This is a genomic window from Schwartzia succinivorans DSM 10502 (assembly GCF_900129225.1).
In the GTDB taxonomy this organism is placed as follows: Bacteria; Bacillota; Negativicutes; order Selenomonadales; family Selenomonadaceae; genus Schwartzia; species Schwartzia succinivorans.
This window is the reverse complement of the sequence record NZ_FQUG01000003.1, coordinates 270,504-294,634: the sequence shown is the minus strand read 5'-3', so window position 1 is coordinate 294,634 and position 24,131 is coordinate 270,504. Positions and strand designations below refer to the sequence as shown.

The following is a 24,131-nucleotide window of genomic DNA, read 5'->3' as shown; positions in this document are numbered from 1 at the left end:
GAATCACCCCCATTGTCCTGAAATGTTTGTATGGTCATGGTTACGCGAGAGAACTACAAATCCCTGACCGCCATGCTGACGGAGCAGAATAACCGTTTCACCCACATGCAGCGCATTATGTACCGTGATACGCTTGCGCCCTACATAGTCATGATTATGACTCGCGAACTCGGCATATCCTCCGCCGCCTGAACGGTTCTCTGTCGTGTGATTAACTGTGATATCCACGTTGTAATCACGGACCGCGTCGGTAAGCTCCAAGAACTCCTCCGTAATAACATCCTTCTGTTCAATACGGATTGATAACGGGCTTTCCGTTTCCACAACACCGAGACACCAGTCAGAAGGATCCCCGGCTTCCATCGTTTGCTTTGAAAGCTGCTGAATCGTTTGTAAAAGGTTTGCCGTACTCATCCCGTAATCACATCCCCTTTGAGCGTCAGCTCCATTGTATGCAGACCGTTCGTAAGCGTATGTCTCACCGACTCCACGATAAGCTGTTTCGTGATTGTCATATCGTCCAGCTTAAGATTTACGTACAGCATCGAGCCGCCTCTTACACGAAGGTCTCCGAAAGCGTTTCTGATACGCAGGGTGCGTTTTACCCTGTTGTGGAGCTTCAGCTTTGTATCAGCCATCTGACCGAAGTTAATCGCCTTTTTCGGATTGACGGATTCCGTCAGCTGCAGAACGCCCCAGCGCTTTATATTGGCACTGTCCTTGGACATCCATACATCCCGCTTCCCTGTGTCTGTGTTGTCGTAATAAAGCTTCACCTGATTATATGTGTCCTTGTCGATTGTGGATTCATAGGAGAAATTCTCCGCCGTCTCGCAATCAATAAGAAGGTCAAGCTTCAGTTCCTCAAGGTCTTTCAGCATGAGCTTTCCAAAATCATCATAGAAGCAGTACAGCCGTCCGGTGTTCTCCGTGGTCATGTCAAGGAGAGTCTGAATAATATCCAGGAGCGTTTTGTTCGCGCCGCGATATTTTGGGATAACATATCCCGTATCCATAAGCTCTCCCGTCTGAAGCTGAAAATCATCAGCAATGCACTGAATTGCTTCACCGGCTGTCTTATTCAGGAAGATGTAAATATCCTTGTTTTTCAGATAGCGTATCTGATCATAAGCCGTTACCGATATCGAACCGTCTTTGTCATGCTGCTTACCGAATACAAAGCCGTAAAAGAAATTCGTTCCGCCATAGTTTGCCTGAACAGTATCTCCCTCATGGAAATCAAGCATTTCATCCTTCAAAACCTTGAACGCAAGTTTCCCGGGAGCGCCTTTCCAATTTGTTTCCCAGCGTACACCATCCTCAACGGCGGGCCAGTAATATTTGTCTGTTTCCTTATTGTGGATAACAAGCTGCAGCTGTTTCTGGTTCTGCTGAACCGCGGCACCCGCAGCCGCCGAACTGTTAGACATGAACTCAGCCAAGATGCATCACCATCCCGGGCTTCAGCTTCTCGCATGGATTCGATATGCCGTTTGCGGACATAACCGCCCTCCAGTCAAGAGAGCCATTTGATACACCCTTAACAGCTTCCCATACTGACTGCTCATTACGTATCCGCATTGCTGTCGGAATCTCATGCCCTATCGCGGGGCGTGTTTCCTTTACAGTCAAATGCTGTTTTCCGTCTTCATCTGTTGTAACCTCGCATTCCTTCGTACCGTAAGGACGATACTGCTTGAACACGAGCGGGCACGTCACATCAAAACCCTCGTCAGCATCCTCATTTATGCTGTAATTCTCAAGCGTAACAAGCATATTCGTATCGAACAGCATGGAAAACGCGCCCGACATGCGGCTGATAATAAGCCTCATCGGGTACTGCGCCTTCTTGGCTGACTCAAACCTGTCAATAAAATAGCTTGCCTTCTTGAAGCTGAAGCTGCTGCCCAAGAAGTTACTGGTAAGCGCATCTGTGAGCGACGAATCATAATTTGCAAAAGGATAGTTCCTGTTCGGCAGTCTGGCATCGAAAGCTATCTCCGTGAGTCCCGGCGTTTTGATTATATTGACCTCGCCCTCGTTAATAAGGTTGATGGTCTTATTCTTGCCCTTGATTTTTATAGTCATCTTCGCGGGTGGAACCGGAAGCATCGTATCGTCAATAAAGAAGTAATAACTCATGGATGCACCTCCTCCGCACCTGCCTGCATAGCCGAAATAAGGCTGTCATTGATGTACGTCATCATGCCGTCTACGTCGACGTCGCTGGAAATATTGTTGCTGATACCGCCCATATCAATCTTGACTTCAGCCGTGGTGTACTTGTTGATTGCCTCCTGCTCCGCAAAATCACGGAGATATTTCAGCTCCTCATCAGTAATCTCCATAGCTTCAGCCATACGGCCTGTGTTGTCTGCCGTATCTCCTGCGTCACCGCCGATACCATCGAGTGCTTTCTCTATTCCGCTGCCACCGGTACCCGCAGCTCCATCAGGAATATTAAACTCCGGCGCCCAGTCACCTGCTCCCTTCTGATATGCCTGCTCAGCGTTGTATGTCCTGCTGCCGTATTCAAAAGAATCGATATGCCATGCCGCGCCTGCAATTTCCTTTCGTTCAAGCGTTTTGAACTCCACCGTAGGCCGTCCGCCAATGACCTTATCAATGCCCGGGATTTTCATAATCATATCGATGATGCTGTTTATTGCTTCACCGACAAACCCCACAATTGCAGTCCAGATATCAACAAAGAAGTTATACGCAGCTCCGAGCGGGTCTACGAATACACTTCCCAGAAGATTAGCCCAGGCAATGATGATGTTCGCTACGAACTTAATCCCGTTCATGATACCTGTGAAAAGCCATGCAAACGCGCCGAAAATAACTCCCGTTGCAGAAATGCTTGTCCCCATGAACTGGTTAACGACATCCACCGCAAAGTAGAAAGCCGCGACACCTGCCATAACCGCACCGACTACAACCAGTATCGGGCTTGCCACAATCTCAAGAGCCGCAACCGCTCCGATAAGCTCCCATACCGCAGCTACAGCCAGAACACCAACCGCCACAACAAAGCCCGCAAAGAACGGCTGAATATACGTCCAGTTATCCGCAATGACATTGCCTATCCATATGAGGTTATTGATAAGCCCCTCAATGGCGTATACCGCAATATTTATGGCCTGAATAAGACCGTTCATTATCGTTTCCCCGGCTTTACTGTTTGCCAGTACATTCAGCTGCTTGTGTACGGTCTGCATTGCCCATTGGCCTGCATTGGCTACTATGGTCATGCGCTGTTCCCATGTATACCCCATCGATTGAAATTGCTCGGATATATCTCCCAAGTTAGAGAGGATAGCATTTTTTAAGACATCAGCGGTGATTAATCCTTGACTTGACATCTCTTTAAGTTTGCCGGAGTCAATTTCCATATACTGGGCAACCATCTTTTCAATGAGCGGAGCCGCCTCAGCAATCGAGCGGAACTCATCGCCCTGCAGCCGTCCCGAGCCTAATGCCTGAGTTAACTGCAGAAGAGCATTACGCTGCTGTTCTGCATCGGTACCTCCAATGACAAAGAGCTTCTGGATACCTTCCATGAACGGAACGACATCCTTCGGATCAGGAAAAGCCGCTTTCGCTGTCATAGCAATTTTCGAAACAGAATCAGCCATCTGGTCATAACTACCCCGAGACCGCTGCGCCGATTCATATATTCTCTGGTTCAGCTCCGCAGCCTGTTCAGCTCCGCCTGCAACAAGACGAAGGCGCGCCTGAATGCCCGCGTAGGCATCACTTGCCGCCAAGAGCCTTCCTGGAAGCTGTGCCGCCGCACTGACCGCCCGCTCAATTCCACTGGCTAAAAGATTACCCACGGTAAACTGTCCGAGCGTTCCGCTTAAAGCGGTTTTTATGCTGCCGCCGATACCGCGAAGCTCTGAACCCAGATTGCCAAAAGAGCTTCTGACACGATTCACAGCCGCTTCAACACCGCGTGCCCCTGCCGCTGCGGCCTGCTCCATCACTGTAGCCGCTTTTGCAGTAGTTTTGAATTTATCAATTACCTTGGATGCGGAGTTAGTAATCTTGTTCAACACCGGAGTAACACCATCAATCAATGCGATTGTCTGCTGTATCGTTGCCATTAAACGCCCTCCTTCCTAAAAATTTTCAAAAGAAAAGCCCCTTTCGGGGCTGTCATTTAACGCTTTTTCCGCTTGGCCTTTTCGGCTGCCGCCTTGTCGGCCTTTACCTTAAGTGAGATAGCTGCATATATGAACGCGCGTTCATTCTCAGGCAGCTCGAAAAGCTCATGCGGTAAAATATGAAGTTTCAGGAGCGCATAGTACGCGACATTCGCGTGCAGGTCGCCCCCTTCAATCAGTTTTTTGCTTTCGTTACCTTCTCATCCATGCCAACCTCAAAGTTATTCGCTTCAAGAACGGCATTGAACAAATCCTGATACTCTCCCGGAGTAAGCATCTTCTTAACCAGCGCCGCTGCACCGATTGCACCATACGAAGTCTGAAGCTGTTCCGTGTTGAGATTCGGGAACTTTACACATGCAACAATAAGCTCTGCAGCATATTCCTCAGAATCAACTGTTATCTTCACCTCGCGCGTTCCCGGCACCATGGTTTTATGCTTGCAGCGTGCTACGATAGCTTCGTTTTCATCGCTCGTAATCGGCGCAATCTTCCACGGTATAGGCTTCTTGTCAGCACCTACAAAACGACTGGAAGCCACATATTCAATCTCATCCGCCTTAATAACATTCTCCGCAAGAAATGCCTTCAAATTTTCTTCCATGGGATTCCCTCTCCTTCTTAGTTACGCATACCGTCAAGAACAGCAAACTGCTCAGGCTGCTCAATATCCTCAAATGTGAAATCAATATCCTGCTCCAGCCATTCACCATCAGCATCAAAGTTTGCCACAATGCCGCTGTCGATATTACAGTCCTTCAGGATAGTAGTCTGGCGGCCTGCCTCAGACGTCGGGTCATTGTTCGTAATCTGCATATCAAAATACGTATCTTCGCCCGTGCTCTTGAGCTTCAAAAGCATCTTGTCGAAGATTGCCGTGTTCTTATAGATTGTCATGGACCCTGTACCGTTCACCGCTACTGCCTTATGGCCTTTACTCATCTTACCGAGAATCGCGACTTCCTTCTTTTCCTTCTCAAGAGTCGCCTTCAGGTTCTTTGCCTGAAACAGCAGATAACGTTCGCCGTCAACCGTGATATAGGCGGATGCCATCTTGGCTGCAATAACATCCTTAGCCTGCATCGTGCGAATTGCATCAATAGCCATAGTTTTATTCTCCTTTCAAAATACAATAGGGCAGGAATACTCCCGCCCCTGTTATTCTTTCCCCTTACGCTACCTCGATTGTAGCGTAGAGCTTCTCCATACAGCATGTAGGCTGTACAGCATAATTCAGCATAACCGTTGTCTTGGCATCGCCCTGTGTCGGAATCGGCACATCCTCAGGATTAAAGTTCTGAATAGCACGTACGCGCTGATACTCTTTGTGGAGCGCTACAATATCACCCCAGAGAGCCGTGCGCCCGTCTTCATCGTTCTGCTCTTTGCCCAGGTAAATCGTGTTAAAGAGATGCGCTACATCAATAGCAATCTGATCAAGAACGCGAATTACCTGATTGAGGGAGAAGTCCTCATTCTTATGCTTCGTATGGCTCGTGAAAGTATTGATATCCGTAAGGATATTCGTCTTGCCGACCACATCGCCGCTTACTGCATCTGCCACATTGTGGAAAATCAGCATGCCTGTAGTAATGGCCTGCTCAAGCTCCGTCTGGCTGTACTTAGTATTGATGGTGTACTCACCGTCATAGGTTTTATTCGTACAGGAAGCATTCACAGGGCAGGACGCCTCTGCACCAGTCAGCCAGTAAACAGCAGAACCCGGAAGCGCACCTGCGTCCTTGACCTGGTTCTTGACGCTGATAACGCCCTCGTAATCAACGCCTTCCCTGCCGTAAATAACAAGCTGGAACTTTGCGCCGGAAGCATCGCGCATACGCTTCGTGAACTGAATCAAAAGCTGCTGGATTGTCGCATCGGAACCGGCATATCCCATCGTGTTGAAGTAATATGGTTCGATAGCGTCAATGTATTCCTGATACTGGAGGCCTACAATAGCCTCGCCGTTCGTACCGCCCGTGAGATTAATTCCTGCGGTGAGTGCAAGGTCTTCTGTACGAATCCAGTCAACATAATCGTTATCCTCAACATCGTCCCAGCCCGTTACGTTCTTCTGCTCATCGACCTTCGTATTAACGCCGTCCACAAGCATGTATGTCGTGATATCAAACTTCGTATCATCATCTACGTTTGCCGTAACCGCTACCTTGATATCATTGCCGCGGATGCCGGTATATTTCGCCCGTGCAATCGTGCAGGCCGCTTTCACGGAGCCGTTGTCAAGCCGCCAGAAATAACCTGTTTTGAGGTTCAGGAACAAATCACGCAGCGGTTTTAACTCCGGTGCCGTGTAATCGTAACCGAACCACTTCATGCAGTTTTCCTGAAAATCCTCTGCTGTTACAGTGAACACCTCACCGACCGGACCCCAGTCAAGCTCAAGTGCCATCGTACCATAGCCACGGTCTGCAATCTCTGCCGTAGCACGCACCCTCGATACGAAATTGATATACGTACCGGGAAGCTTCTTATTTTGGAACAACCATGTTCCTCCACCAAGTGCCATTAATAATCACTCCTTTACGCCTTTGCCACAACCGGCTCTTTAACCGGCATAGTTTTGAACTTCTCGACAGCTGCATCTGCTTCTGCCATTGTGTACTCTTTCCCATCCTCAAGCATGATCATAAGCACATCACACCAAGGACGGTACTTTTTCGACGCAGCCAAAGCCTCCCGGGTAAATTTCACCTCAGGTGCAGTCTGTACTGCTTCATCCTTCTTTGCCATTCCTGTCACTCCTTTACTTCTTGTGTCTGAATCAGGTCTTCCATATTCTCAGTCCTGTCAAGGACCTTGAAAACAAAGAAATCATAATCAACAAAAAAATGCAGAACCTTGTCCTGCACCTCATAGCGGATATTTGTACCGCGTGTTAAATTCTCTCCAACGTGGATATACTCAAGCTGCATCAGAAGCGTATCCGCGACCTGCTGAATTTCCCTCATTACCGTCTCATGGTCAGAGGGATGATACTCAATGTCCATGTTGTAGACTCGGCGGTATCTGTTACGGATTGTAAGCTCCTGTGACACTTCCAACGTCCTAACAAAAAAGCAGGGCTCCGAAAGCTCCTGCTTGACCTCATCAAGATATATGACTGTTTCTTCGCCGAAAACATCACGCAGCTTTGAAATAATCCCGTTTACTACATCATTTTCCATTCAGCACCTCCCGCAAATACGCATCCAGCCTTCTTTGAATCACTTTGGGCGCTTCCTTGTTCAGCTCCTTCGCACTCTTGGTCATCATGAACTGGCCACGGACCCAGCTCTTTTTGAGCCGTTTCCCGATGGCAGGAACAAACCTTCCCGGAGTCTGCCTGTGCCCGTATTCCACATACGAAGCATAGTGGCATGGATTAACCAGCGTTACCGCGTAGTTTCTGCCCCGTTTTGATATCTTGAGCGTTGCAGCGTGAGCAATTGCACTCGGTGCCCGCCCTCCGGCAGCTTCTTCCTCCGTCTTGACTGTCCAACCCCTTCGGAGTGTACCTCCGTTCGTGAGCCGCTGCAGCTCCTTGTTTCCCGGTTCATACTCAAAAGTACCATCACCAACGGGAGTCCGTTTGATAACCTTACGCAGGAACCGCGCGGCAAGCTCCCTGGCATTTGCCTCAACAAAATCATTCCAGTCAGCTCTTTTCGAAAGACTGTCCTTGAACGCTTCAAGCTGTGAAATATCAATCTCTGCCATATCAAACACGGTCCTTTACTACATCGAGTTTGATTTCCTGATGCGTAAAATACACTTTGGGATGCCCGCTGTTCTGGTATGTCTGCGTTTTTCCTGCCTGCGATACTACAATATAGCAGCCTGCAGGCACATCAGCCTCAGGCGGAAGGAAAAGCGTGATATCCTGTGCAAGCGTATCAACAGTATCAGAATCGGATGCGGCAGGTGCGCTGTCATAGGAAAGCCTGCAGGAAACATCGGAGTAAAGCTCCTCCCGCGTTTTGATATTCTCGCCGCCGGCGGCCTTGCCCTGAACGTACCTGTAAATAGTGCATCGTCCATCGTAAAGGCGTTCTATTTCTGCACGCGCCCGCGCCCTGACAACATCTATCTGCATGACGATACCACCCTTCTGTATCTGTTCAGCTGCATAGCATAATTCTTGAGCACGGATTCCGCAAAGCCCGCAGAATATTTACTGGAGCCGAAAGAAATCTCCGTATCGCCTTCCTTGATTGACGTAACCTCTCCGGTCTTTCCTTCCGCGCTGCCGATACCCTCATTGCGGTACAAGTCCATGGCCATGCGGTAGGCCGTATTGGAAAGCCCATCAGGCAGTTCATCAATATGACAGTAATTCAAAATGACTTCCTGCACATTATCCAGCACGAACTGCAGCAGCGTATCCTTCCCTGTGTCTTCCGAATCCATGCCGAGAAGCTCCTTCAAAATACTTACCTCTAATACCATAACATCACCTCCTGTAAATGGGCATAAGAAAACCGCCTGATTGCTCAGACGGTTTGTTGTTCTTGATAGTCATTATTGTGAGTCATTCGGATTATAGTCGAAATCAAGTTTTATATTTCGTGGCGCTGCTATAAAATCCAAAACCTTATCCACAATATACTCTGAGGAAAGCTGTCCTTTTTTTATACTTTGAATAAGTCTATATCGTATTTTAATCATGTCCCCCGATGTAAAAGAAATCTCGCCATGATTCACTTTGGACATAAACTCCTCATCGGCCATTTTCGCCCAAAAAGCAGGATTGGTATTATCAGAAAAACGCCACTTTCCATCTGTAAAATTCACAGAATTAATCTTTACAAACATTTCCTGCTGAATAGGTTTAGACAGCTGTTCGTCCTTCATTTCTTCAGCTCCGGGAGACTTATAAAGATATGCCTCTTCCGACGTAACACTTTCAATAGGAGCTTTGTTATGTTCACCTGAAGGGTCCCGAATCTCAAAACGGTCAATTCCCGTTGTAGTTATCGGCTTTATAATATGTTCAATCTTCAAACGACATTCAGCATCCAAAAAGACTTTTAAAGTTTTACCATCTGTTTTTATCGCCTCGTTGTTGTCCAATATTATCGAAGCTTTATCACCAGATTGCTGAATATCTTTTATGTGGCGCCCTTTAACCCCTTTTATAAGGCTAAACACACCCCCGCCCAAAAATGAGCCGTACCCCAGAATTGTCATTAAATCATCAAGCCCGGTGTTCTTTGACATATCCATAAACAGCTTCGCTTGTTCCAATATACCTACATCCAGCAAGAATGTAATATCAAACGAACCCTTCTTTATACTGTCTTGGTTGAGCATTACTTTAATTTTGCTTTCTCCGCCAAGAACCTTATTAGCGCTTTCAATGAACTCAGAAAAAGCAATCAGGGCGGGAGCTAACTCTCGCACATCCATGCTCCCATCAACAATAGCTGAGCCATCATAAGCTATCCGGGCTTTTCTCATGGTTGTCATGGCTACACCTACCTTAAGTACTTCGCCAGTTTCGAATCATGATACTGGCTCATCATTAAATTCTGTGTAAACTTCATCAGTTACCAGCTATCCCAGTCGAGTTCATCAATAAGCTCTACGATTGATTTGCCCTCTATCAACGGAGCGTTTACAACAGAATCGAAATCGGGAAAATATTGGCCGGGATCGTCACCCTCAATAGGACAAAAATGATATCTTCCATCGGCGGCCTCATGCGTCAATCCGTACTCTTTTCCGTTATACGTGAACAAATTCTCGTAAAGCGTCCACTCCTCCATCTCACTTCTTAGCTCTTGAATGCTTAACTGCCCTTTTGATTTCAGCATCAAACCACCTTCTTTCCTCATCCGTTAATTCTCTATCTATACCAGGATGCCCCGTCCATTTCCCATTCTCAAGAATCCATATCCAATCCGCAGCATGTTCACCACAAATTCCATACTCATGGTGCTTAGGATTGCCATGATTTCCACAATGAACCTGCAATGTCATAAAGCCATTGCCATCGTATAAATCGAAATCATGTTGCCCGTTTTTTCGATTGTGCTGAACAACAGCATTCGGAATCCCCCTGGCGGGGGCTTTACCATACGATGATGAGACAACCTCGGTAACAACTATATTTCCATCGGAACCGATTTCCCAGTTGCCTTTTCCGGTTGGCCTCGTAGTCGGCTCTACGTATTTATTATACCATGAATCATACTTCATTTCACCCGGCACACGAACCGTTTTTCCTGTCTTCGGATCACGTGCAGCGCGTTCACTTATTTCTTCATCATCGAAGTACGGAGCTATACACGACCTGCACCAACAGTGCATCGGCGGAGCGTTCGTTCCCGGCTTGTAATCATCTATGTCAAAAACCTTGCCGTCCATCTCCTGACAAATCTCAGAAGTCTTTCGGTCAAGCGTGGCTACATATTCATATTTATTGACACCCAGTCCCTTGAAGCAGTCCCTTTGTGAGCGGCCGCTTATGAAGGCGCTTTCGGTCATTACAAGACGCGCGGCAGAAGATTTCGCCACGTTCATCCTGGAAGCTATTTTCTTAACGGCATCACCCAGCTTATCGCCGCGTGTTACTGCCTGTGTCATTTCCTGCTGCAGTGTGTTTACCAGCTTATCCTTATCACGCCACAGCCGGTCTGAAAAAATCTTTCCGTCACCAGCCCAGGGCTGATTGATAATCGTATCAATTCGACCTGAATCAGTCGAAGCCAGATTATAATGAACGCCCATACCCTTATCAATGGTATAGGCGCTCCTGTTATAACCCTCTGTGTAGATATCACGCATCAGACGGTCAAGCCCGTCAACCTGATTGCCGTACAAGACCTCTATCTGCTGCTGAATCTGAAGCTTAATGGCATCCAGTCTCGAAATATGTGCCTTGGCGGATGCATTTTCCAGCTGCTTCATCCACTTGTCGGTAAAGCCTGCCGTACGTCCGTACTTGATATATTCCTCAACTGTCCAGTGAAACTCCCTGAGTTCATCTGCTGACAAAAGCCTTCTTGCTTCCGCAGCGGATACCCCGTTATTGGAGCCTAAACGCTGATACCAATACGAGATTTCCTTTTCGATAGCAGCCATGGCCATCTTGAACTGGCGTTCAACCTCCGATGCGTTATACCTTTCACCTTTTCTTAAAAGCGCCGCTTCCAGCTCATCAAACCGGCGCTGCCAATATTCCGAGCTTTTCACGGCGCTCCTCCTTACTTAATTAACCCAGTTTGTGCTTGAAGCAAACCATGCGGATTGCCTTCGGCTCATATACGCGCTCCCAGTTCTTTGCGTTCGCAAGCTCAGCACGGGAAACCGTCTCCGTGTTCGCACGTACAGTGTTCGTGAACTTGACTCCGCGCGGATGCAGGATGAAGGTCTTGCGGTTGATGAGGTAATCAATACCGGAACCCTTGCGCTTGTCACGGTCAATTTCCGTCGGAACAAAACCGACCGGAGAGCCATTGCCGTATGCGACAGCGCCCTGCCCAAAGAGGTATGTCGTGTATACGCCATTTGCTACCGGGCATCCGTCATCAACGATAACGCGGCGGCCCTGGTACACCTCAAATTCAACATCCGTGGAATCGCGTTCCGTCTGGATGAGGTTCTGCTTCTTGAGGTAAGCCTTGGTTGCAGAATGCATAGCAACTGCAGTGAGCTGGCCCTGTGCATCACCAAGGAGCTGGCAGGCATCAATAAAAGCAGATGCAGAAATATTAGCTGCTGCACCTGTGCCGCCGGAAATATCGAGAATATGGTCAGCCAGCGGCGTAACCGTTTCGCCTTCTGCAGTGTAGCTGCCGAATACACCATTAAGCGTATTGATAAGCTCCTTCTGCATATCACGTGCCCAGAAGCCCGCTACGAGAGAACCGATAGCGGCCATCGGGTCTTTTCCTGCCAGTGCAGCAGAAAGGTCTGTTGCAGCCCATGCCTTAGCACGGCGGATTGTCGTGGAAACATCTGCCTTGCTGGTAATCTTTGCGGCCGTGAGGTCATTGCCCTCGATGACGTTTTCAGAGTCACCTGCCAGATCCTCAAAGAACGGCATATTGTGAAGCGGTGCCGCTTCGCTTGCAAGTCGGTCAAACTCCGGAGAGTGAGCGACGATTCCGCTTGTAAAGAGAGCGGAAAGCTCCATTGTCTTCTGTACCGTGTACGGCGTGAAGAGCTCAGGAACGATAATATCCTGAAGTGTAGTTGCCATTATTAATCATCCTTTCAAATTGTTACTCCCGCTTCGGCGGCCATAGCGCGTGCCTGTTCGGGATTTTCCTTAAGCATTTTTCCCTGCTCCGTCAGGTTGAAGGTTTCCTTCTTGAACGGATTCGTTACCGGCGGATTGCCCCCGCCGTTGGGGTTGTAATGAGGACTACCTCCCGGTGCGCCCTTGAAAAGGAATGCCTTATCCTTTTTGAGGGCCTCCACCTGTTCGGTAAGTCCGGCGACTTTTCCATCTTCGCCCAAGATGACTTTTGCCTTATCAATAAGGCCTGCCACAATATCGGCATCCTGTGCACTGTCAGCGATAGCAAGCTTAATCGCCGTGTCGATTTTCAGCGCCTTGGCCTGCTCCTCGAAAGCGGCCTTCTGTTCTTTATTGGCTGTCTGCAGCTCTTCAATCTGCTTTTTAAGCCCTTCATTATCGCCTGCTGATTTCTTGAGAGAGGTCAGCTGCTTATCGCGTTCTGCCAGCTGGTCAGTCAGCGACTTTTTCGACTCGTTCACTTCGTTGAATCTGCTCTTTGGAACAAACTCACCGTCGAGGAATGACTTCACGGCCTTTTCCGCATCCGCCATCTTATCCTCTGCGACACCGATATTTTTAAGCAATTCAGCAATGGTCATAATAAATCTCTCCTATCCGGTTTTTACGGTGGTAACCTGCCACCATAAGGACGTTGTTATTTTTTATTTTTCCCGTTTTCCTTAACCTTGGCAGTTTCCTTTTTCGGTACCTCAAACGGCTTATTTTCAGCAAGTGCCTTCTGCACAATCTGAACTACGCCGTTCTCATTGGAATTATCCATCACCGCAGAAATCGGGAAATCCTGCCCGAAAGTGCGGGCGTATTCACAAAGCAGCTCAAACATCTTCTCCACCTCCTTCGCCTAAGCCCGGATACCCGTCATCAGCTCTGGCGGCATCCTCCTTTTCAATCTGCTTCTGCTCTTCCTCGGCATTCTCAACAAATGGATGATTCTTAAGAATCGTCTTGTTTGAGATAATGCCCACAGACTTCGCGCACATCTCGGCAAGCTCCGAATCATTCCGGATGCTGGTGCGTGTCCATGTCTGCGTTATGTTCTTAACTGTGCGGCCTGCGTGCTGCATAATGGCCCTCACAAGCTGATTAAGCGAAAGCTTGAACTCTGTTTCCATAAGTCCTACCTTAAGCTCCAGAAGCGCATACAGAAACTTCATCGCCTCACCTGATGTATGAGTAAGTCCCTGCTGCTGCGGGTCAACACCCTGCCCCATGTCAAAGATTGCCTTGCGGGTAATCTCGAGAAGCTTGTCGCGTGCTTCAACAGGTATCTCGATAGACAGTGTCGAGAGCCCCGACCTGTCCCCGTCGCCTGCCGAATCAAGACTGATTGCCTTGTAATATTTCAGGTCATCCATGAGGGATTTAAGGTCCTGCCCGCCGTAGTTCGTGAGCACGAGAATAACTTCCTGAATATCCTCAAGGTCATCAACAAAGCCTGAGAATGTCTTGTCGTATACGTCAATCAGGTGCTTCACCGCGTCAAGGTCACTGCTGTGGCCGCCATTGTTGAAGAACGGTATGAACGGTACACGGCCATAATCATGAATCAGGATATTTTCATCCGCTGCCGCGCCTGCGACATAGAAGTCAGTGAACATCGGGCACGTACAGAGCCCCGTCATGACATCATCGGCAGCGCGTTTCCTGAATGCGCTGCATTCTCTGTCCGTCCAGTATTCATACACATCCCATTCGTCACCGGCATCGTCAAATTCACGGTAAACACGAAGCACCGCCAGAAGCTCCCTGTCCAGCTTATGGCTCCATACAGGAATAATCTGCGTGCTGGGTACAACCGCATACCTGAAGCCTGATTCATCAGACCAGTAATGCAGCCACGCAACACCCGCATTCGATGCATTCACGCACAGGTTTTTCATGTTACGTGCGTAGGCATCGCCGAGGCCCTCCGCGATAATCTTGTTATCCTCGTCGTTGCCGACATCGAAAAGCGGCGGAGCTGTGAACATGTAGCTCGCCTTCTGGTCAACGAGAAGCTTGTAGAAGCTGAACGGAATTTTATTATCAGCCTTCCTGAGAGGCGTTCCGTCAGAAACAGTCCCGTCCGGGAGTGTCTGATGCTTTGGCGGCCTGAACATGATATCGTTTTTGACCGCGTAATACCGCTCTGCCATCATCGCGTGAGCAATAAAATCCGCATGTCCCTGCGTATATTTGTTAATCAGTTTTTTCGCTGCATCCAATTCCATAAAATCACCTCACTTAAGTACCCGGACACCGCTCGAACGCATGACATTTGACAGGCCGTAGCGCACCGCATCGATTGCGTGATTGTCCCTGTCAGGATAAGCGGAAATAAACTGCCCTTGGCGGTTCCTCTCGTACTCGTACCCGACAAATTCGCGGTACACGTTCGGACAGCGCCGTTTGTCAATGTAAATCTTTGCTCTATCCTGCAGCCACTTGATACCATGCTCCACGCTGTCCCTTCCCTTCCTTGCCGGATAGATATGCAGCCCGTAGGTCTTCATATCGGCAATGGATTTCGGTTCCGCTGCATCCGCAAATACGGGAGCCGTGGAAACCTTCGGGAGAATCATCCCTGCTGCTGTCTTGTTCAAAAGCTTCTGCTGGTAGATTTCGTCGAAAATATATAAAACCTCGTGCTTTGCGTCATAGTGCATGGCCACAAAAGCAAGAGGGTCAATGGAAAAACCGAAGTCAAGGCCGTAGTAGACATGGTCGAAGGATTCGACAAGCTTCCTGCTCATCTCCATATCCTCTACGTTGTCGAATACCGCGCCGCCGGTGCCGGTGACCTTGCCGAGATATTCATGCTCATACGACATGTAATTTTTTGTCTTCAGCTTTTCGGCATCGTCAAAGAATTGCGGCCCCAGCCAATCACGAGGAACATTCAGATATGTCGAATGATGTACAAGCCGCGCGGGGTCGTATACAATCTGTTCCTCGTTTACCCAGTTATTCTGGGATTTTGGCGGATTGAAGGAGCCGAATACCCAGAACTTCGAACCGCCGCGCAAAAGTGACTGGTTGAGGTTTCGTATTTCTTCCATACCGCTGAACTGGTCGAGCTCTTCATACCAGACAATCCCCACATATCCGAAAGGGAGCTTGATTGATTTAATCTTTTGCGGGTCATCGCAGCCAAGGAACAGTATTTTCTGACCTGTCTTTTTGTACCTGATTTCATGCGGCGATGTCTTTGATTTGAATTTTCCCGACAGCCCTAAGCTGTCGATACCCCACTGAAGCTGAGGGAAAACACTGTTCTTTACGGTATTTCCAACCTTACGCAGCACCACCGCATGACACATCGGATTTTTAAGCATCAGGAACGGTATTTCAATGCTGATAAAAGAGGATTTCGTGGAACCGCGGCCGCCCTTCAGCCAGTAATATGTGTGATTATGTTCCTGGACGTCCCTGTGAACGCTGATGAATTGACGCGCTACAACGTCACTAAGCTTCGTCGTTGTCATCGTCATCATCCCTCAAATCATCTATGATACGCACATCATCCTCCGCGTGTTCGTCAAGAGCGTTCTGGACATCCGCCGTCAGCTTCCTGATCCGCGCCTTCTGCTCCTCGGTATCCAGCTCCATCGGATACCGCTTCATGAGATTTTCGGCGGCCTTGATACGGTCCTTGCTGCTTATGCGCACCTCAATAGTCCGGGCCTCGCTGCAGCCTTCGCCTACTCCCTCGACAACAACCTGCTCGTCCGTCAGCTCCCCGCGCATGGCGGATGTATAAAACTGCAGCACTTCATCCATCTTAGCGATGCGCTTCGACTCAATCTGCTTCATGCGGGCGTTGATTGCCTGCTGTATGACAAGTTTAGACAAGTTTTCGGTTCCTATTCTGTTTGCTACTTTAGGGCTGTATCCGGCAAGCCTTGCCGCCTCGCTGGCGTTGCCTGTCTCGATATAGAAATCAACAAACCTTTTCTGCCTCTCTGTCAGCTTCATTACATCCTCACCACACTCCCGCTTGAATTTATGCATAACAAAAGGGCCCGACGCTGCCGTCATCGAGCCCTTCCGCAAAAGGAGGTTTCCCATATCATGAAAACTTCACACTACTACAATAACACATTTTGGAGTCTCATTTAGTCTCATGTTTTGCATTGTTTGCGATATACGTAACTGCCCTATCATGAATCCTGAAAACCTGTGCTCTGGAGTAATTATTGATACCCGCGATATCCCACCAGCTGAAGCCGATAATGTACCGCTGATTCAGGATAACACCGTATCCGGGATTTTCCCTTTCTGCGAATGTAATAAGTGCCTCCGCGCGTTCAACATCCTTCAGAAAATTTTCCGTCTTTGTACGGAGTCTCTGCTGCATCTCGCAGATTTTCTCCGTAGTATCCTCGATTTTGTTTCCCGAACCGCCGCCCGGCACACTGGAATATGAAGGCGTGACACGCTCCCTGAGTGACTCCAGCTCTTTTATCTTGTACTCCAAAGTCTTAACAGCCTGCTTTGAATTGAACGCCCGCCTTAAAATGCTCCTGACTTCCGATTCTGTCACAGCTACACCTCCCAGTGATCATAAAAATCCTGCCAGAACTCCCCGGCCCTGTACCCATCCTCATATCCTTTTGTGTAAAACACCGTCAGCAGGAACATAAGCCCTGCTACGGCAATTACACCTACAAAGATATAATCCATCACTCCGCCCTCTTATCGAAGTATCCGCGTATCTTGTCTTTTACATACACCATCGCCCTTACCGCGTCCCGACCTTCGCCATCAAGACCTGCGATTTTCAGGAATGTTTCAATGGCATACTGGACATCAACAGCCTCTTCCACCATACGCCCGAATTTCTCAATATTACCGGGGTCGGCTTCATACTCTTTAATAGCGATGCGCAGTTCTTCAATCTCTTCGAGGATTTTCTCAAACTGCTGCTGCAGCGTATTATTCGTAAAAGCGTAACACGGCCTAATTTCTGTCATTACTCTTCCCCGCTTTCGCCATGTTCTGAATGTTCTTGTCAATCAAGGCATTCATACATAAATCATCCTTAGCATAATTGAATATGCATCCTTCACAGGCTTTGCTATCGCCCTTGTATTTGCACTCACTCTCAGACAATTCGTTTAACAATGCACGGAATTGGTCAAGTTTTGTCATTCCTCAATCCCTCGCTTTCGCCCTTTCTTCTGCCGCTTTTATTACACCATCAAACGGGCAAAACCTCTCGCCGTATTCAGCTTCATAGCACCACGGACATATTTCACAGTCTTTAATACACGCCCACTTTCGCAGGCGTTCAATCTGTCTCTTCAATCCCATCTTCTACCTCCCAGCCGGCAGGCGAAGCTTCATTCAGCCTGCAGGCTCCATTACTTCGCATAAATACGCAGGAATCACATTCCACGTTCTGGCACCATGCTTTTATATCCTTCGCTTTGTTAAGCATTACCTTTGCCGCGTCCTTCATACTTTCTGCTCCTTAATCCGCACCGGGGCAATGGCGGCAATCAGCTTGCCGTCCCTTTTGACCACAACCGACGATGCGCTGTCGTCAGGTTTGTTCCAGAAGGTGATTTTCCCGGTCTCGTTCTTTGTAACCATCTTGAGATACCCGCAGCTGACATAAACGAAGCTGCCATCGTCCCCGAGAATCTTCTGCGCCTTGCCCGTGTATGTTGGCGGAACGATTCGGATATCGTCCGATACCTGCAGTCTGTTGGTTGCTTTTTCTGCATAGTCGAAAACCATTCTGGCAACCTTCGAGTCATTCCGCTTCGGGCTGAGTCTCAGATAAAATTCCTCCTCAGAAACGCGGAACAGGAATATTCCGTCCCAGACTATCCAGAGATACCCATCGTCATCACGGTGCCACATCATCCGAAGATTCCCCTTAACCTCTTCCTTCAGCATTTCAGTCTGTATTTTCAGAATGTCCATTTTCCTCCGCCTCCATCTCTTCCTTCGTCTCCTGCAGACTGATAAGCCTGTTGAGATACCAGCGTGCTTTCTTCAGCGACTCCGCGCCGCCCTTTTCTTTATATCTGCAGATATACTTGATTATGTTCCCGCGGTAGTATTCATCTACTCCCTCTCCGCACACGTCCTCAATGACGTCTATCGTTTCGCCACCGCCCGGAAGCATATAATGTGCTGGATGATTCACCGAATCACTGGCAACCTTTGGCAATGGCTGCGGTTTCAGCTCAGGTTCCGGCAGCGGCTCAGGTTTTGGCGGCTGATATGAAGTTTCCTTCTCTTCAAGCTCAACCTTACCGGTTATCCTTTCCTTCGCCCGAAGCCTGGATACAAGAGTTTCTCCTCGTACTTCCCCATTTTCATCCCGAATTTTAAACTTATGATTCTTTGCGGCATGCGCGACCGTCAATTCGCTGATGCCCATCTTCTCGGCAATCTGCTGTACCGTGAGCCCCGTCTCCGAATGAGCCTTGATAAGCTCCCACGTTTTAGCCGTTCGTACATGACATGGAGCCGATACCGCAGGAGCTTCATCTCCTCTTTTAAGAATCGGAGTATTATGAACAACCTTTCCCGTCGGACTAACCATTGAGCTTCTCTCCCTTCCATACGCAAAATGATGAATCGTTCTTTACGCGCTTCCTTTGTTTTTCACACATATCACATCTGCCGCATACACCCGTCGGGAACGCCTCCGTTCGTTTCGGGCAGTCATGACAGATACATTCGTCACATTCAATCATGATTTCATCTCCCTTTTCCGCTCAAGCTGTTTTCGGTACATCTGAATCAGCCTTTTCCCATGCCTCGGCCGAATCATGCCCATATTAAGCTGCATGATAACAGAGTTGAGTGCAGATTCCAGTTCTGCAACAGTTTTATGCTTAGTCATCGGCATCGCCACCCTCTACATAAGCCCAGTAAAATTCCTTCACTCCGCAAACCATCTTGAACCATTCCAATGCTTCTCTGTCTATCTCTTTTGGGGAAAGAAGCTTGTGTTCCAGAACATGTTCTAATTTGCTGCCATCCTCAAACTCTATCGTGAATTTGATTTCTCCTGTCGGGACAATCTCAGTCCACTTTGCCATCGTCAGCCCTCCTGTTCTTTTCCCTTATTCCGCTAAATGTCCAATCGTCAGGAGTATTAAACAGGAATCTGCACCCAATCATCCGCCCATAGAAAGGACACATCTTACACCATCTATAGGTGTCGCAGTATTTTCGTATGGCTTTAGCGTGCGCTATCACTTCTTTAACTGTCATTGTCAGTCCCTTCTTTCACTGCATCTTTGACAGCTTCATAAGCTCATGCCTCAAAATCGTTATCTGACTTTTGATGCTGGTTCCTGAAGTTTCATCATGTGCCCCTATATACTCATAAGAATCATCATTCATGCGCGCTGTCCGAACCTTTATATTCTCATTGATACGCCGCATCATTTCTAAGCAATACTCAGCTTGCTTTCGGGTCATTAAGTGTTTTGCATTCATTTGTCAGCCCTCACTTTCCTCACCATAACTCAAAGTATTTACACGCTTTAGCTTCATGATTTTTATCACATTCTTTTCTTCCGCAAGGAAATTCAATGCAATCAGGACATTTGTATGGCTCAGGTTCGTTTATCCGTTCCATCTCGTCCGATACTGTTTTCAACTTTTTATATACTTCTCTGTATAACCGCAATTCCTCTAACCATTTAGCAAGTTGCCTGTGTTCTGCACCGCACGAATCGCACTTTGCATTTGCCACAGCTTCGCAGTGCTTAATCGCTTCTTCAAGTGTCATTGTCCTGCATCTCTTTCGCTCTGTCCTTCACCGCGTCCGCAGTAATACCAATAGCACAAGAATACACTTCAGTACCGAGATACCGCCCGCCATAGACTGAATAAGAACATTTTTCGCAGGAATTATTTGCCTTATCACACGCCCACTTCTGTATGCGTTCAATATCCTTCACGATATCCTTCATCACAAATACCCCCGACGCCCGTTTTTCTGGTTAACGAGCCACATCTTATCCTGAATTTCCTGCTGAGTCTTTTTCATCTGACTCATTCTAGTAACACAGGCAATAATCACATCGCACAGCTCCTCGAATTCATGCTCGCTGTCCTTTTCGACAAAGCACGCGTCCATGGCCTCTGTCAGCTCCGAATTGATTTTTTTGTACTGCTCATCCGCGCCGGAGTTAATGAAGGCCATGCATGGTTTCGGTATGCAGCCAAGAATCCTGTCATATTCCTGAACACGGTCAAGCGCTTCCATGAGCGCTGCCAGCACAGGTTCATATATCGGATATCCCAGCTTGGCGGATGCCCTCGCGTTCATTTCGTCGAAGTGCGCTATGGCAACCCGAAGCCCATGGATAATGTCATCCCGGAACGTTATCATTTTTCCCGACCTCCATAAGATGCTTTTCCTTTGCGAACGCTTCCAGGTCACGTTCTGCCTTTTCTGCAGTATCAGCCCAGGAAAGGGAGCGATGGCGGCAGGAGTGCCACCCTTGCCCGTTGTTCTGTGAATACATCGCTTTATAGCTGTACCGCGTACCGCCGCCCTGCTTCTCAACAGGATACTTCATCACCTGGTACAGCTTCCCTTCCTCATCCTCATACAGTCTGAACTTCATTTTTCAGAACCTCCCCCAGAAAATCCAGTGATTCAATCCATCTGCAAAAATCCTTCCAGTGCGGCAGCCGATGATTTTTCCGCTGCATATAGATTGTTTTCAGCTGGCGGAAGTTTGTTGTCATCCTGGCTGTCAGTTTGTATCCGAGCGGGCAGTTCATGAGAAGCTCCAGGAAAAGTTCCTCCGACGGGTCCGCTGCATATTCCTTCTGCAGATCCCTGACCTTCTGTTTTACAGACTCGAATACTCTCGGATCGAATGACTCATCTGTCAGCTCGTCTTTTACGAGGCCGTGCATTTTGCTTCCGCTGGAAACAAAATCTATGAAATGGTATCTCTGTATTTCGGGCCACATCTGCACCGGCGCCGTAAGGTCAAACTGTACTACTATCCCGTTCAGGAAGTTATCGTGTCCCGTCCCGATGGCCGTGGCGGCCAGCTTCGAAGCCCTGCTTTCCGCACGCTCCATGTCACATTCACCATCAACAGACATCCCGCTTGTTTTCATGGGATATCCTGATGCAGCCATTGATTCGTTCAGGCCATACACTCTGACTCCGCCGATTGATATATTCTCCGTTTCAAACATCAGTTCACCTCATTGAATTTCTGCTGGAGGACTTCCGCCAGCTCCTCTTTACTAAGCTTCTTGTCGTATGCTTCCTGCACCATCTTATCCAGGTCGATGCCTGCATCCAGATAGTTGTATTCGCATGTTCCCTTTGCATTGAGGTTCACGGGATAAATCCCGTACTCCCTCAGGAACCTTCTCTGCTTGCATTTCGCATAATCCTTTATTCTGCACCGTCCGCATGTATTCGGGATAACGCCCTCGTACCAGTCCTCGAAGTCGTCAACCTTCACATGCAGCACACTGTTCATTTTCCTCATCTGGTCAAATTCGAATTTTGCCTTGTCGTTAGGCACCAGCAGGAGCTTCATGTGCGCTGCGTTGCGCTTCAGGTCCTCCCGCGCGTCCGGCTCAAGCATCAGCATCCTTCGGATGAGGGCCTTGTCAAGCCATGTAATTCCCATCCTGAGTGCTTTCATAAATTCCTTGTCCGGCCCCTTCGTTTTTTCATATTTCTCTTTGATTTCCATAGCCGTACCCAGAAGGGCATCAAGCCTCGTGAATAATTCCTTCTCGCTTCTGCCGAGATATGTGTTCATGTTCTTAAAACCTCCTCGATTTCCGCAGTCCTTTTCAGGAGACTGCAGAGGTAATCCCCTTTGGGAATGAATACGTTTTTCCGCAGCCATTCCCATAATGTTTTATCTCCGAAGGGAACGAGCTTTATTCCGTACTTTTTATCCGGGGCAAGCTCTGCTCCGCACGCTCTGGAGAAAAACAGATAAATCCTCAGCTCGGTATCCTCGCACAAACCGAGCAGAGTCAGCCATGCAGTGCTATTTCCGTTCGGGTCTCTTCCGCTCACATAATCGCTGATAACTTTGTTCAATGCTTTTGGCATATTCCGGTCTCCCCTCCGCGATGCCGACCGCGTCATCCACCGAATAAGCAATTCCGCCATACGCTCCTGACTGAATCATTGCATGAAGGAATAATATCTGCTCATCTGTAGGCCTGTTCGGTTTTACCTTCGTCTCAATATAGAAGATTTTCCCGTCATGCCCGAACCCGTACAGGTCAGAATGTCCTTTCGGAAGACCCGTGTCGAACCATCTGCCGTCATGCATCCGAACCTTGCCCACGTTCGTTCTGAACACTTTATACCCTCTCGCTGATAACGCAATCATGCACTCATGCATCATCTTCGTTTCGCTCAATATCCCAGTATCCTCCTTGCGTAGAATCTGTACTTGCTCGGTATCTGTATTTTCCATTCCCGGGCCTTGTATATGCACCATGCGAATTTATATCCGGCCCTTTTCTGGATATTCACGATATCCGCAAACGTCTGCGGAATCATGACGCTCCGTTCCTCGACTTCCTTCAGGCTGCATTCAACCAGCTCAGGACTTTTTCGCTCGTCCCGCGGAAGCTCATACCCGCAGTAAGGGCAGACAGTCTGACCTGACTCTATGACCGCCAGGCACTTCGGACAGTATTTGACCGGCAGGTCATTTTTCTTTTTCTGCTGCTTTTTCCTCTCAACCACAGGAGCAAGGTTTTTCGGCGTGCCGAATTTTGCGATGTTCTCAGTATGGTCGAGAATGATTGCATGCTTGCCTTCCTGATACCGCATCGACCTCATCGACTGCTGCACGAATACCGTTCTGGAAGCTGTCGGCCTGAGAAGCTGCACACATTCGCAGTCAGGAACATCGAATCCTTCCCCGAACAGGTCAACATTTGAAAGAACTTCAATAGTTCCGTCCCGGAATGCCTGAACGATAGACTCCCGTTCCTTTTTCGGAGTCGTCCCGTCAAGATGTGCGGCGGATATGCCTTGCGCTCTGTAGGCCTCGGCAATCTGTTTCGAAGCTTCCACCGAATGGCAGTAAACAATGGTTTTCCTGCCGTTCGCTATCCGCTTCCAGTTATTGACCGCGTCCCCGAAGAGCTTCGTACTCATGGCAGCATCGATATCATCCTTCACGTAGTCGCCGTGGCGGATGTGCATTCCCTCCGTCGACAGCAGCGGAGCATTATATGCCGTGTAGTCGCTGAGGAATTTATGGTCAATCAGCCATTGAACCGTAGGCCCTTTGATTTCAGTCCCGAAAACATCCTTCAGGGATTTTCCGTCGAGTCTCTCAGGCGTTGCAGTGAACCCGATAACGTACGAACCCTTGCATTTATCCAGTACCTTCTGATAGGAATCCGCCATCACATGATGCGCCTCGTCGATGATCAGGAGCTTCGGCTTCGGGAAGCTTCTCCTGCATAACGTCTGAACCATCTCAATCCGGCACCGTTCAGGATTCACTCCGCACAGATTGAAGGTCCTTCGAATCTGCTCGCACAGCTCCCGCCGATGAACGATGAATATAACATCATGATTTTTATCCGTGGTCTGCTTCGCAATCTTGGCTGCTATAACAGACTTACCGCCACCGCACCCGAGAACCACCAGAACGGAATGCTCCCCGTTCCTGAATTTAGTCTTCGTAGTTGAAACCAGCGTCTGTTGATATGGCCTCAGGTCCATA

The 24,131-nt window shown here is 48.5% G+C and carries 41 protein-coding genes; all 41 read right to left on the bottom strand.

Annotated features, from left to right (window positions below; all coding sequences use genetic code 11):
* Positions 1–3 precede the first annotated feature (3 nt).
* Positions 4–414: a DUF2577 domain-containing protein gene (locus BUA83_RS04395; RefSeq protein WP_072934973.1), complete on the bottom strand. Its 411-nt coding sequence runs from the start codon at positions 412–414 to the stop codon at positions 4–6.
* A complete protein-coding gene (locus BUA83_RS04390; RefSeq protein WP_234988243.1) occupies positions 411–1,442 on the bottom strand; it encodes an XkdQ/YqbQ family protein in 1,032 nt (343 codons plus the stop codon). Before BUA83_RS04390 ends, BUA83_RS04395 begins: the two co-directional genes overlap by 4 nt.
* Complete coding sequence (locus BUA83_RS04385; protein ID WP_072934972.1) at positions 1,435–2,142, bottom strand: hypothetical protein; 708 nt, start codon at positions 2,140–2,142, stop codon at positions 1,435–1,437. Before BUA83_RS04385 ends, BUA83_RS04390 begins: the two co-directional genes overlap by 8 nt.
* Complete coding sequence (locus tag BUA83_RS04380; RefSeq protein ID WP_072934971.1) at positions 2,139–4,109, bottom strand: tape measure protein; 1,971 nt, start codon at positions 4,107–4,109, stop codon at positions 2,139–2,141. The genes BUA83_RS04385 and BUA83_RS04380 overlap by 4 nt, the downstream gene beginning before the upstream one ends.
* A 235-nt stretch (positions 4,110–4,344) precedes the next feature.
* Positions 4,345–4,773 carry a phage tail assembly chaperone gene (locus BUA83_RS04375; protein WP_072934970.1) on the bottom strand — a complete coding sequence of 143 codons (429 nt, stop codon included), beginning with the start codon at positions 4,771–4,773 and terminating at the stop codon, positions 4,345–4,347.
* A gap of 17 nt (positions 4,774–4,790) precedes the next feature.
* Positions 4,791–5,276 carry a phage tail tube protein gene (locus tag BUA83_RS04370; RefSeq protein WP_072934969.1) on the bottom strand — a complete coding sequence of 162 codons (486 nt, stop codon included), beginning with the start codon at positions 5,274–5,276 and terminating at the stop codon, positions 4,791–4,793.
* Positions 5,277–5,340: 64 nt separating this feature from the next.
* Positions 5,341–6,696, bottom strand: coding sequence for a phage tail sheath subtilisin-like domain-containing protein (locus BUA83_RS04365; protein WP_072934968.1), 1,356 nt, complete (start codon positions 6,694–6,696; stop codon positions 5,341–5,343).
* Positions 6,697–6,710: 14 nt separating this feature from the next.
* A complete protein-coding gene (locus BUA83_RS04360; RefSeq protein ID WP_072934967.1) occupies positions 6,711–6,920 on the bottom strand; it encodes a hypothetical protein in 210 nt (69 codons plus the stop codon).
* 5 nt (positions 6,921–6,925) lie between these two features.
* Positions 6,926–7,354 (bottom strand): phage tail terminator family protein, encoded by a 429-nt coding sequence (locus BUA83_RS04355; RefSeq protein WP_072934966.1) that lies wholly within the window; start codon positions 7,352–7,354, stop codon positions 6,926–6,928.
* On the bottom strand, positions 7,344–7,886 hold the full coding sequence (locus BUA83_RS04350) for an HK97 gp10 family phage protein (RefSeq protein WP_072934965.1): 543 nt from the start codon (positions 7,884–7,886) through the stop codon (positions 7,344–7,346). The genes BUA83_RS04355 and BUA83_RS04350 overlap by 11 nt, the downstream gene beginning before the upstream one ends.
* 1 nt (position 7,887) lies before the next feature.
* Positions 7,888–8,262 carry a hypothetical protein gene (locus BUA83_RS04345; RefSeq protein WP_094756458.1) on the bottom strand — a complete coding sequence of 125 codons (375 nt, stop codon included), beginning with the start codon at positions 8,260–8,262 and terminating at the stop codon, positions 7,888–7,890.
* Positions 8,253–8,615, bottom strand: a complete 363-nt coding sequence (locus BUA83_RS04340; RefSeq protein ID WP_072934963.1) for a head-tail connector protein — start codon at positions 8,613–8,615, stop codon at positions 8,253–8,255. The genes BUA83_RS04345 and BUA83_RS04340 overlap by 10 nt, the downstream gene beginning before the upstream one ends.
* Positions 8,616–8,687: 72 nt before the next feature.
* On the bottom strand, positions 8,688–9,635 hold the full coding sequence (locus BUA83_RS04335) for an LAPAL motif-containing putative phage structural protein (protein ID WP_072934962.1): 948 nt from the start codon (positions 9,633–9,635) through the stop codon (positions 8,688–8,690).
* 80 nt (positions 9,636–9,715) lie between these two features.
* Positions 9,716–9,982: a hypothetical protein gene (locus BUA83_RS04330; RefSeq protein ID WP_159430474.1), complete on the bottom strand. Its 267-nt coding sequence runs from the start codon at positions 9,980–9,982 to the stop codon at positions 9,716–9,718.
* Positions 9,936–11,363: a minor capsid protein gene (locus BUA83_RS04325; RefSeq protein ID WP_072934960.1), complete on the bottom strand. Its 1,428-nt coding sequence runs from the start codon at positions 11,361–11,363 to the stop codon at positions 9,936–9,938. The genes BUA83_RS04330 and BUA83_RS04325 overlap by 47 nt, the downstream gene beginning before the upstream one ends.
* 19 nt (positions 11,364–11,382) lie before the next feature.
* Entirely contained in the window at positions 11,383–12,372 is a 990-nt protein-coding gene (locus BUA83_RS04320; RefSeq protein ID WP_072934959.1) for a major capsid protein, read from the bottom strand.
* A 14-nt stretch (positions 12,373–12,386) separates the two neighbouring features.
* The gene (locus tag BUA83_RS04315; protein WP_072934958.1) at positions 12,387–13,013 is read right to left on the bottom strand and encodes a phage scaffolding protein; all 627 of its coding nucleotides are present in this window, start codon (positions 13,011–13,013) and stop codon (positions 12,387–12,389) included.
* 56 nt (positions 13,014–13,069) lie between these two features.
* Entirely contained in the window at positions 13,070–13,258 is a 189-nt protein-coding gene (locus tag BUA83_RS04310; protein WP_072934957.1) for a hypothetical protein, read from the bottom strand.
* Positions 13,251–14,645, bottom strand: coding sequence for a phage portal protein (locus BUA83_RS04305; protein ID WP_072934956.1), 1,395 nt, complete (start codon positions 14,643–14,645; stop codon positions 13,251–13,253). Before BUA83_RS04305 ends, BUA83_RS04310 begins: the two co-directional genes overlap by 8 nt.
* 9 nt (positions 14,646–14,654) lie before the next feature.
* On the bottom strand, positions 14,655–15,908 hold the full coding sequence (locus BUA83_RS04300; protein WP_234988241.1) for a PBSX family phage terminase large subunit: 1,254 nt from the start codon (positions 15,906–15,908) through the stop codon (positions 14,655–14,657).
* Complete coding sequence (locus BUA83_RS04295; RefSeq protein ID WP_234988239.1) at positions 15,880–16,452, bottom strand: terminase small subunit; 573 nt, start codon at positions 16,450–16,452, stop codon at positions 15,880–15,882. Before BUA83_RS04295 ends, BUA83_RS04300 begins: the two co-directional genes overlap by 29 nt.
* Positions 16,453–16,525: 73 nt before the next feature.
* Complete coding sequence (locus BUA83_RS04290) at positions 16,526–16,957, bottom strand: hypothetical protein (protein WP_072934955.1); 432 nt, start codon at positions 16,955–16,957, stop codon at positions 16,526–16,528.
* Positions 16,958–16,959: 2 nt separating this feature from the next.
* Positions 16,960–17,097: a hypothetical protein gene (locus tag BUA83_RS12630; RefSeq protein ID WP_159430473.1), complete on the bottom strand. Its 138-nt coding sequence runs from the start codon at positions 17,095–17,097 to the stop codon at positions 16,960–16,962.
* Positions 17,097–17,387, bottom strand: coding sequence for a hypothetical protein (locus tag BUA83_RS04285; RefSeq protein ID WP_072934954.1), 291 nt, complete (start codon positions 17,385–17,387; stop codon positions 17,097–17,099). The genes BUA83_RS12630 and BUA83_RS04285 overlap by 1 nt, the downstream gene beginning before the upstream one ends.
* A 181-nt stretch (positions 17,388–17,568) precedes the next feature.
* On the bottom strand, positions 17,569–17,727 hold the full coding sequence (locus BUA83_RS12625; RefSeq protein WP_159430472.1) for a hypothetical protein: 159 nt from the start codon (positions 17,725–17,727) through the stop codon (positions 17,569–17,571).
* On the bottom strand, positions 17,705–17,875 hold the full coding sequence (locus BUA83_RS12620) for a hypothetical protein (RefSeq protein WP_159430471.1): 171 nt from the start codon (positions 17,873–17,875) through the stop codon (positions 17,705–17,707). The genes BUA83_RS12625 and BUA83_RS12620 overlap by 23 nt, the downstream gene beginning before the upstream one ends.
* Positions 17,872–18,345, bottom strand: a complete 474-nt coding sequence (locus tag BUA83_RS04275) for a hypothetical protein (protein WP_072934952.1) — start codon at positions 18,343–18,345, stop codon at positions 17,872–17,874. The genes BUA83_RS12620 and BUA83_RS04275 overlap by 4 nt, the downstream gene beginning before the upstream one ends.
* On the bottom strand, positions 18,320–18,973 hold the full coding sequence (locus BUA83_RS12465; protein ID WP_200795971.1) for a DUF3310 domain-containing protein: 654 nt from the start codon (positions 18,971–18,973) through the stop codon (positions 18,320–18,322). Before BUA83_RS12465 ends, BUA83_RS04275 begins: the two co-directional genes overlap by 26 nt.
* Positions 18,966–19,127, bottom strand: coding sequence for a hypothetical protein (locus BUA83_RS12615; RefSeq protein ID WP_159430470.1), 162 nt, complete (start codon positions 19,125–19,127; stop codon positions 18,966–18,968). Before BUA83_RS12615 ends, BUA83_RS12465 begins: the two co-directional genes overlap by 8 nt.
* Positions 19,124–19,276: a hypothetical protein gene (locus BUA83_RS12610; protein WP_159430469.1), complete on the bottom strand. Its 153-nt coding sequence runs from the start codon at positions 19,274–19,276 to the stop codon at positions 19,124–19,126. The genes BUA83_RS12615 and BUA83_RS12610 overlap by 4 nt, the downstream gene beginning before the upstream one ends.
* Positions 19,269–19,475 (bottom strand): hypothetical protein, encoded by a 207-nt coding sequence (locus BUA83_RS04265; protein WP_072934951.1) that lies wholly within the window; start codon positions 19,473–19,475, stop codon positions 19,269–19,271. The genes BUA83_RS12610 and BUA83_RS04265 overlap by 8 nt, the downstream gene beginning before the upstream one ends.
* A gap of 190 nt (positions 19,476–19,665) precedes the next feature.
* A complete protein-coding gene (locus tag BUA83_RS04255) occupies positions 19,666–19,878 on the bottom strand; it encodes a hypothetical protein (protein WP_072934949.1) in 213 nt (70 codons plus the stop codon).
* A gap of 19 nt (positions 19,879–19,897) precedes the next feature.
* Positions 19,898–20,173, bottom strand: coding sequence for a hypothetical protein (locus tag BUA83_RS04250; RefSeq protein ID WP_072934948.1), 276 nt, complete (start codon positions 20,171–20,173; stop codon positions 19,898–19,900).
* On the bottom strand, positions 20,163–20,357 hold the full coding sequence (locus BUA83_RS04245) for a hypothetical protein (RefSeq protein WP_072934947.1): 195 nt from the start codon (positions 20,355–20,357) through the stop codon (positions 20,163–20,165). The genes BUA83_RS04250 and BUA83_RS04245 overlap by 11 nt, the downstream gene beginning before the upstream one ends.
* Positions 20,357–20,779: a hypothetical protein gene (locus tag BUA83_RS04240; RefSeq protein ID WP_072934946.1), complete on the bottom strand. Its 423-nt coding sequence runs from the start codon at positions 20,777–20,779 to the stop codon at positions 20,357–20,359. Before BUA83_RS04240 ends, BUA83_RS04245 begins: the two co-directional genes overlap by 1 nt.
* Positions 20,760–21,017 carry a hypothetical protein gene (locus BUA83_RS04235; protein ID WP_072934945.1) on the bottom strand — a complete coding sequence of 86 codons (258 nt, stop codon included), beginning with the start codon at positions 21,015–21,017 and terminating at the stop codon, positions 20,760–20,762. The genes BUA83_RS04240 and BUA83_RS04235 overlap by 20 nt, the downstream gene beginning before the upstream one ends.
* Positions 20,998–21,606 carry a hypothetical protein gene (locus BUA83_RS04230; RefSeq protein WP_094756456.1) on the bottom strand — a complete coding sequence of 203 codons (609 nt, stop codon included), beginning with the start codon at positions 21,604–21,606 and terminating at the stop codon, positions 20,998–21,000. Before BUA83_RS04230 ends, BUA83_RS04235 begins: the two co-directional genes overlap by 20 nt.
* A complete protein-coding gene (locus tag BUA83_RS04225; protein WP_072934944.1) occupies positions 21,606–22,187 on the bottom strand; it encodes a DUF5651 domain-containing protein in 582 nt (193 codons plus the stop codon). The genes BUA83_RS04230 and BUA83_RS04225 overlap by 1 nt, the downstream gene beginning before the upstream one ends.
* Positions 22,184–22,489, bottom strand: a complete 306-nt coding sequence (locus tag BUA83_RS04220) for a hypothetical protein (protein ID WP_159430468.1) — start codon at positions 22,487–22,489, stop codon at positions 22,184–22,186. Before BUA83_RS04220 ends, BUA83_RS04225 begins: the two co-directional genes overlap by 4 nt.
* A complete protein-coding gene (locus BUA83_RS04215; RefSeq protein ID WP_072934942.1) occupies positions 22,425–22,805 on the bottom strand; it encodes a VRR-NUC domain-containing protein in 381 nt (126 codons plus the stop codon). Before BUA83_RS04215 ends, BUA83_RS04220 begins: the two co-directional genes overlap by 65 nt.
* Entirely contained in the window at positions 22,802–24,130 is a 1,329-nt protein-coding gene (locus tag BUA83_RS04210; protein WP_072934941.1) for a DEAD/DEAH box helicase, read from the bottom strand. The genes BUA83_RS04215 and BUA83_RS04210 overlap by 4 nt, the downstream gene beginning before the upstream one ends.
* Position 24,131 lies beyond the last annotated feature (1 nt).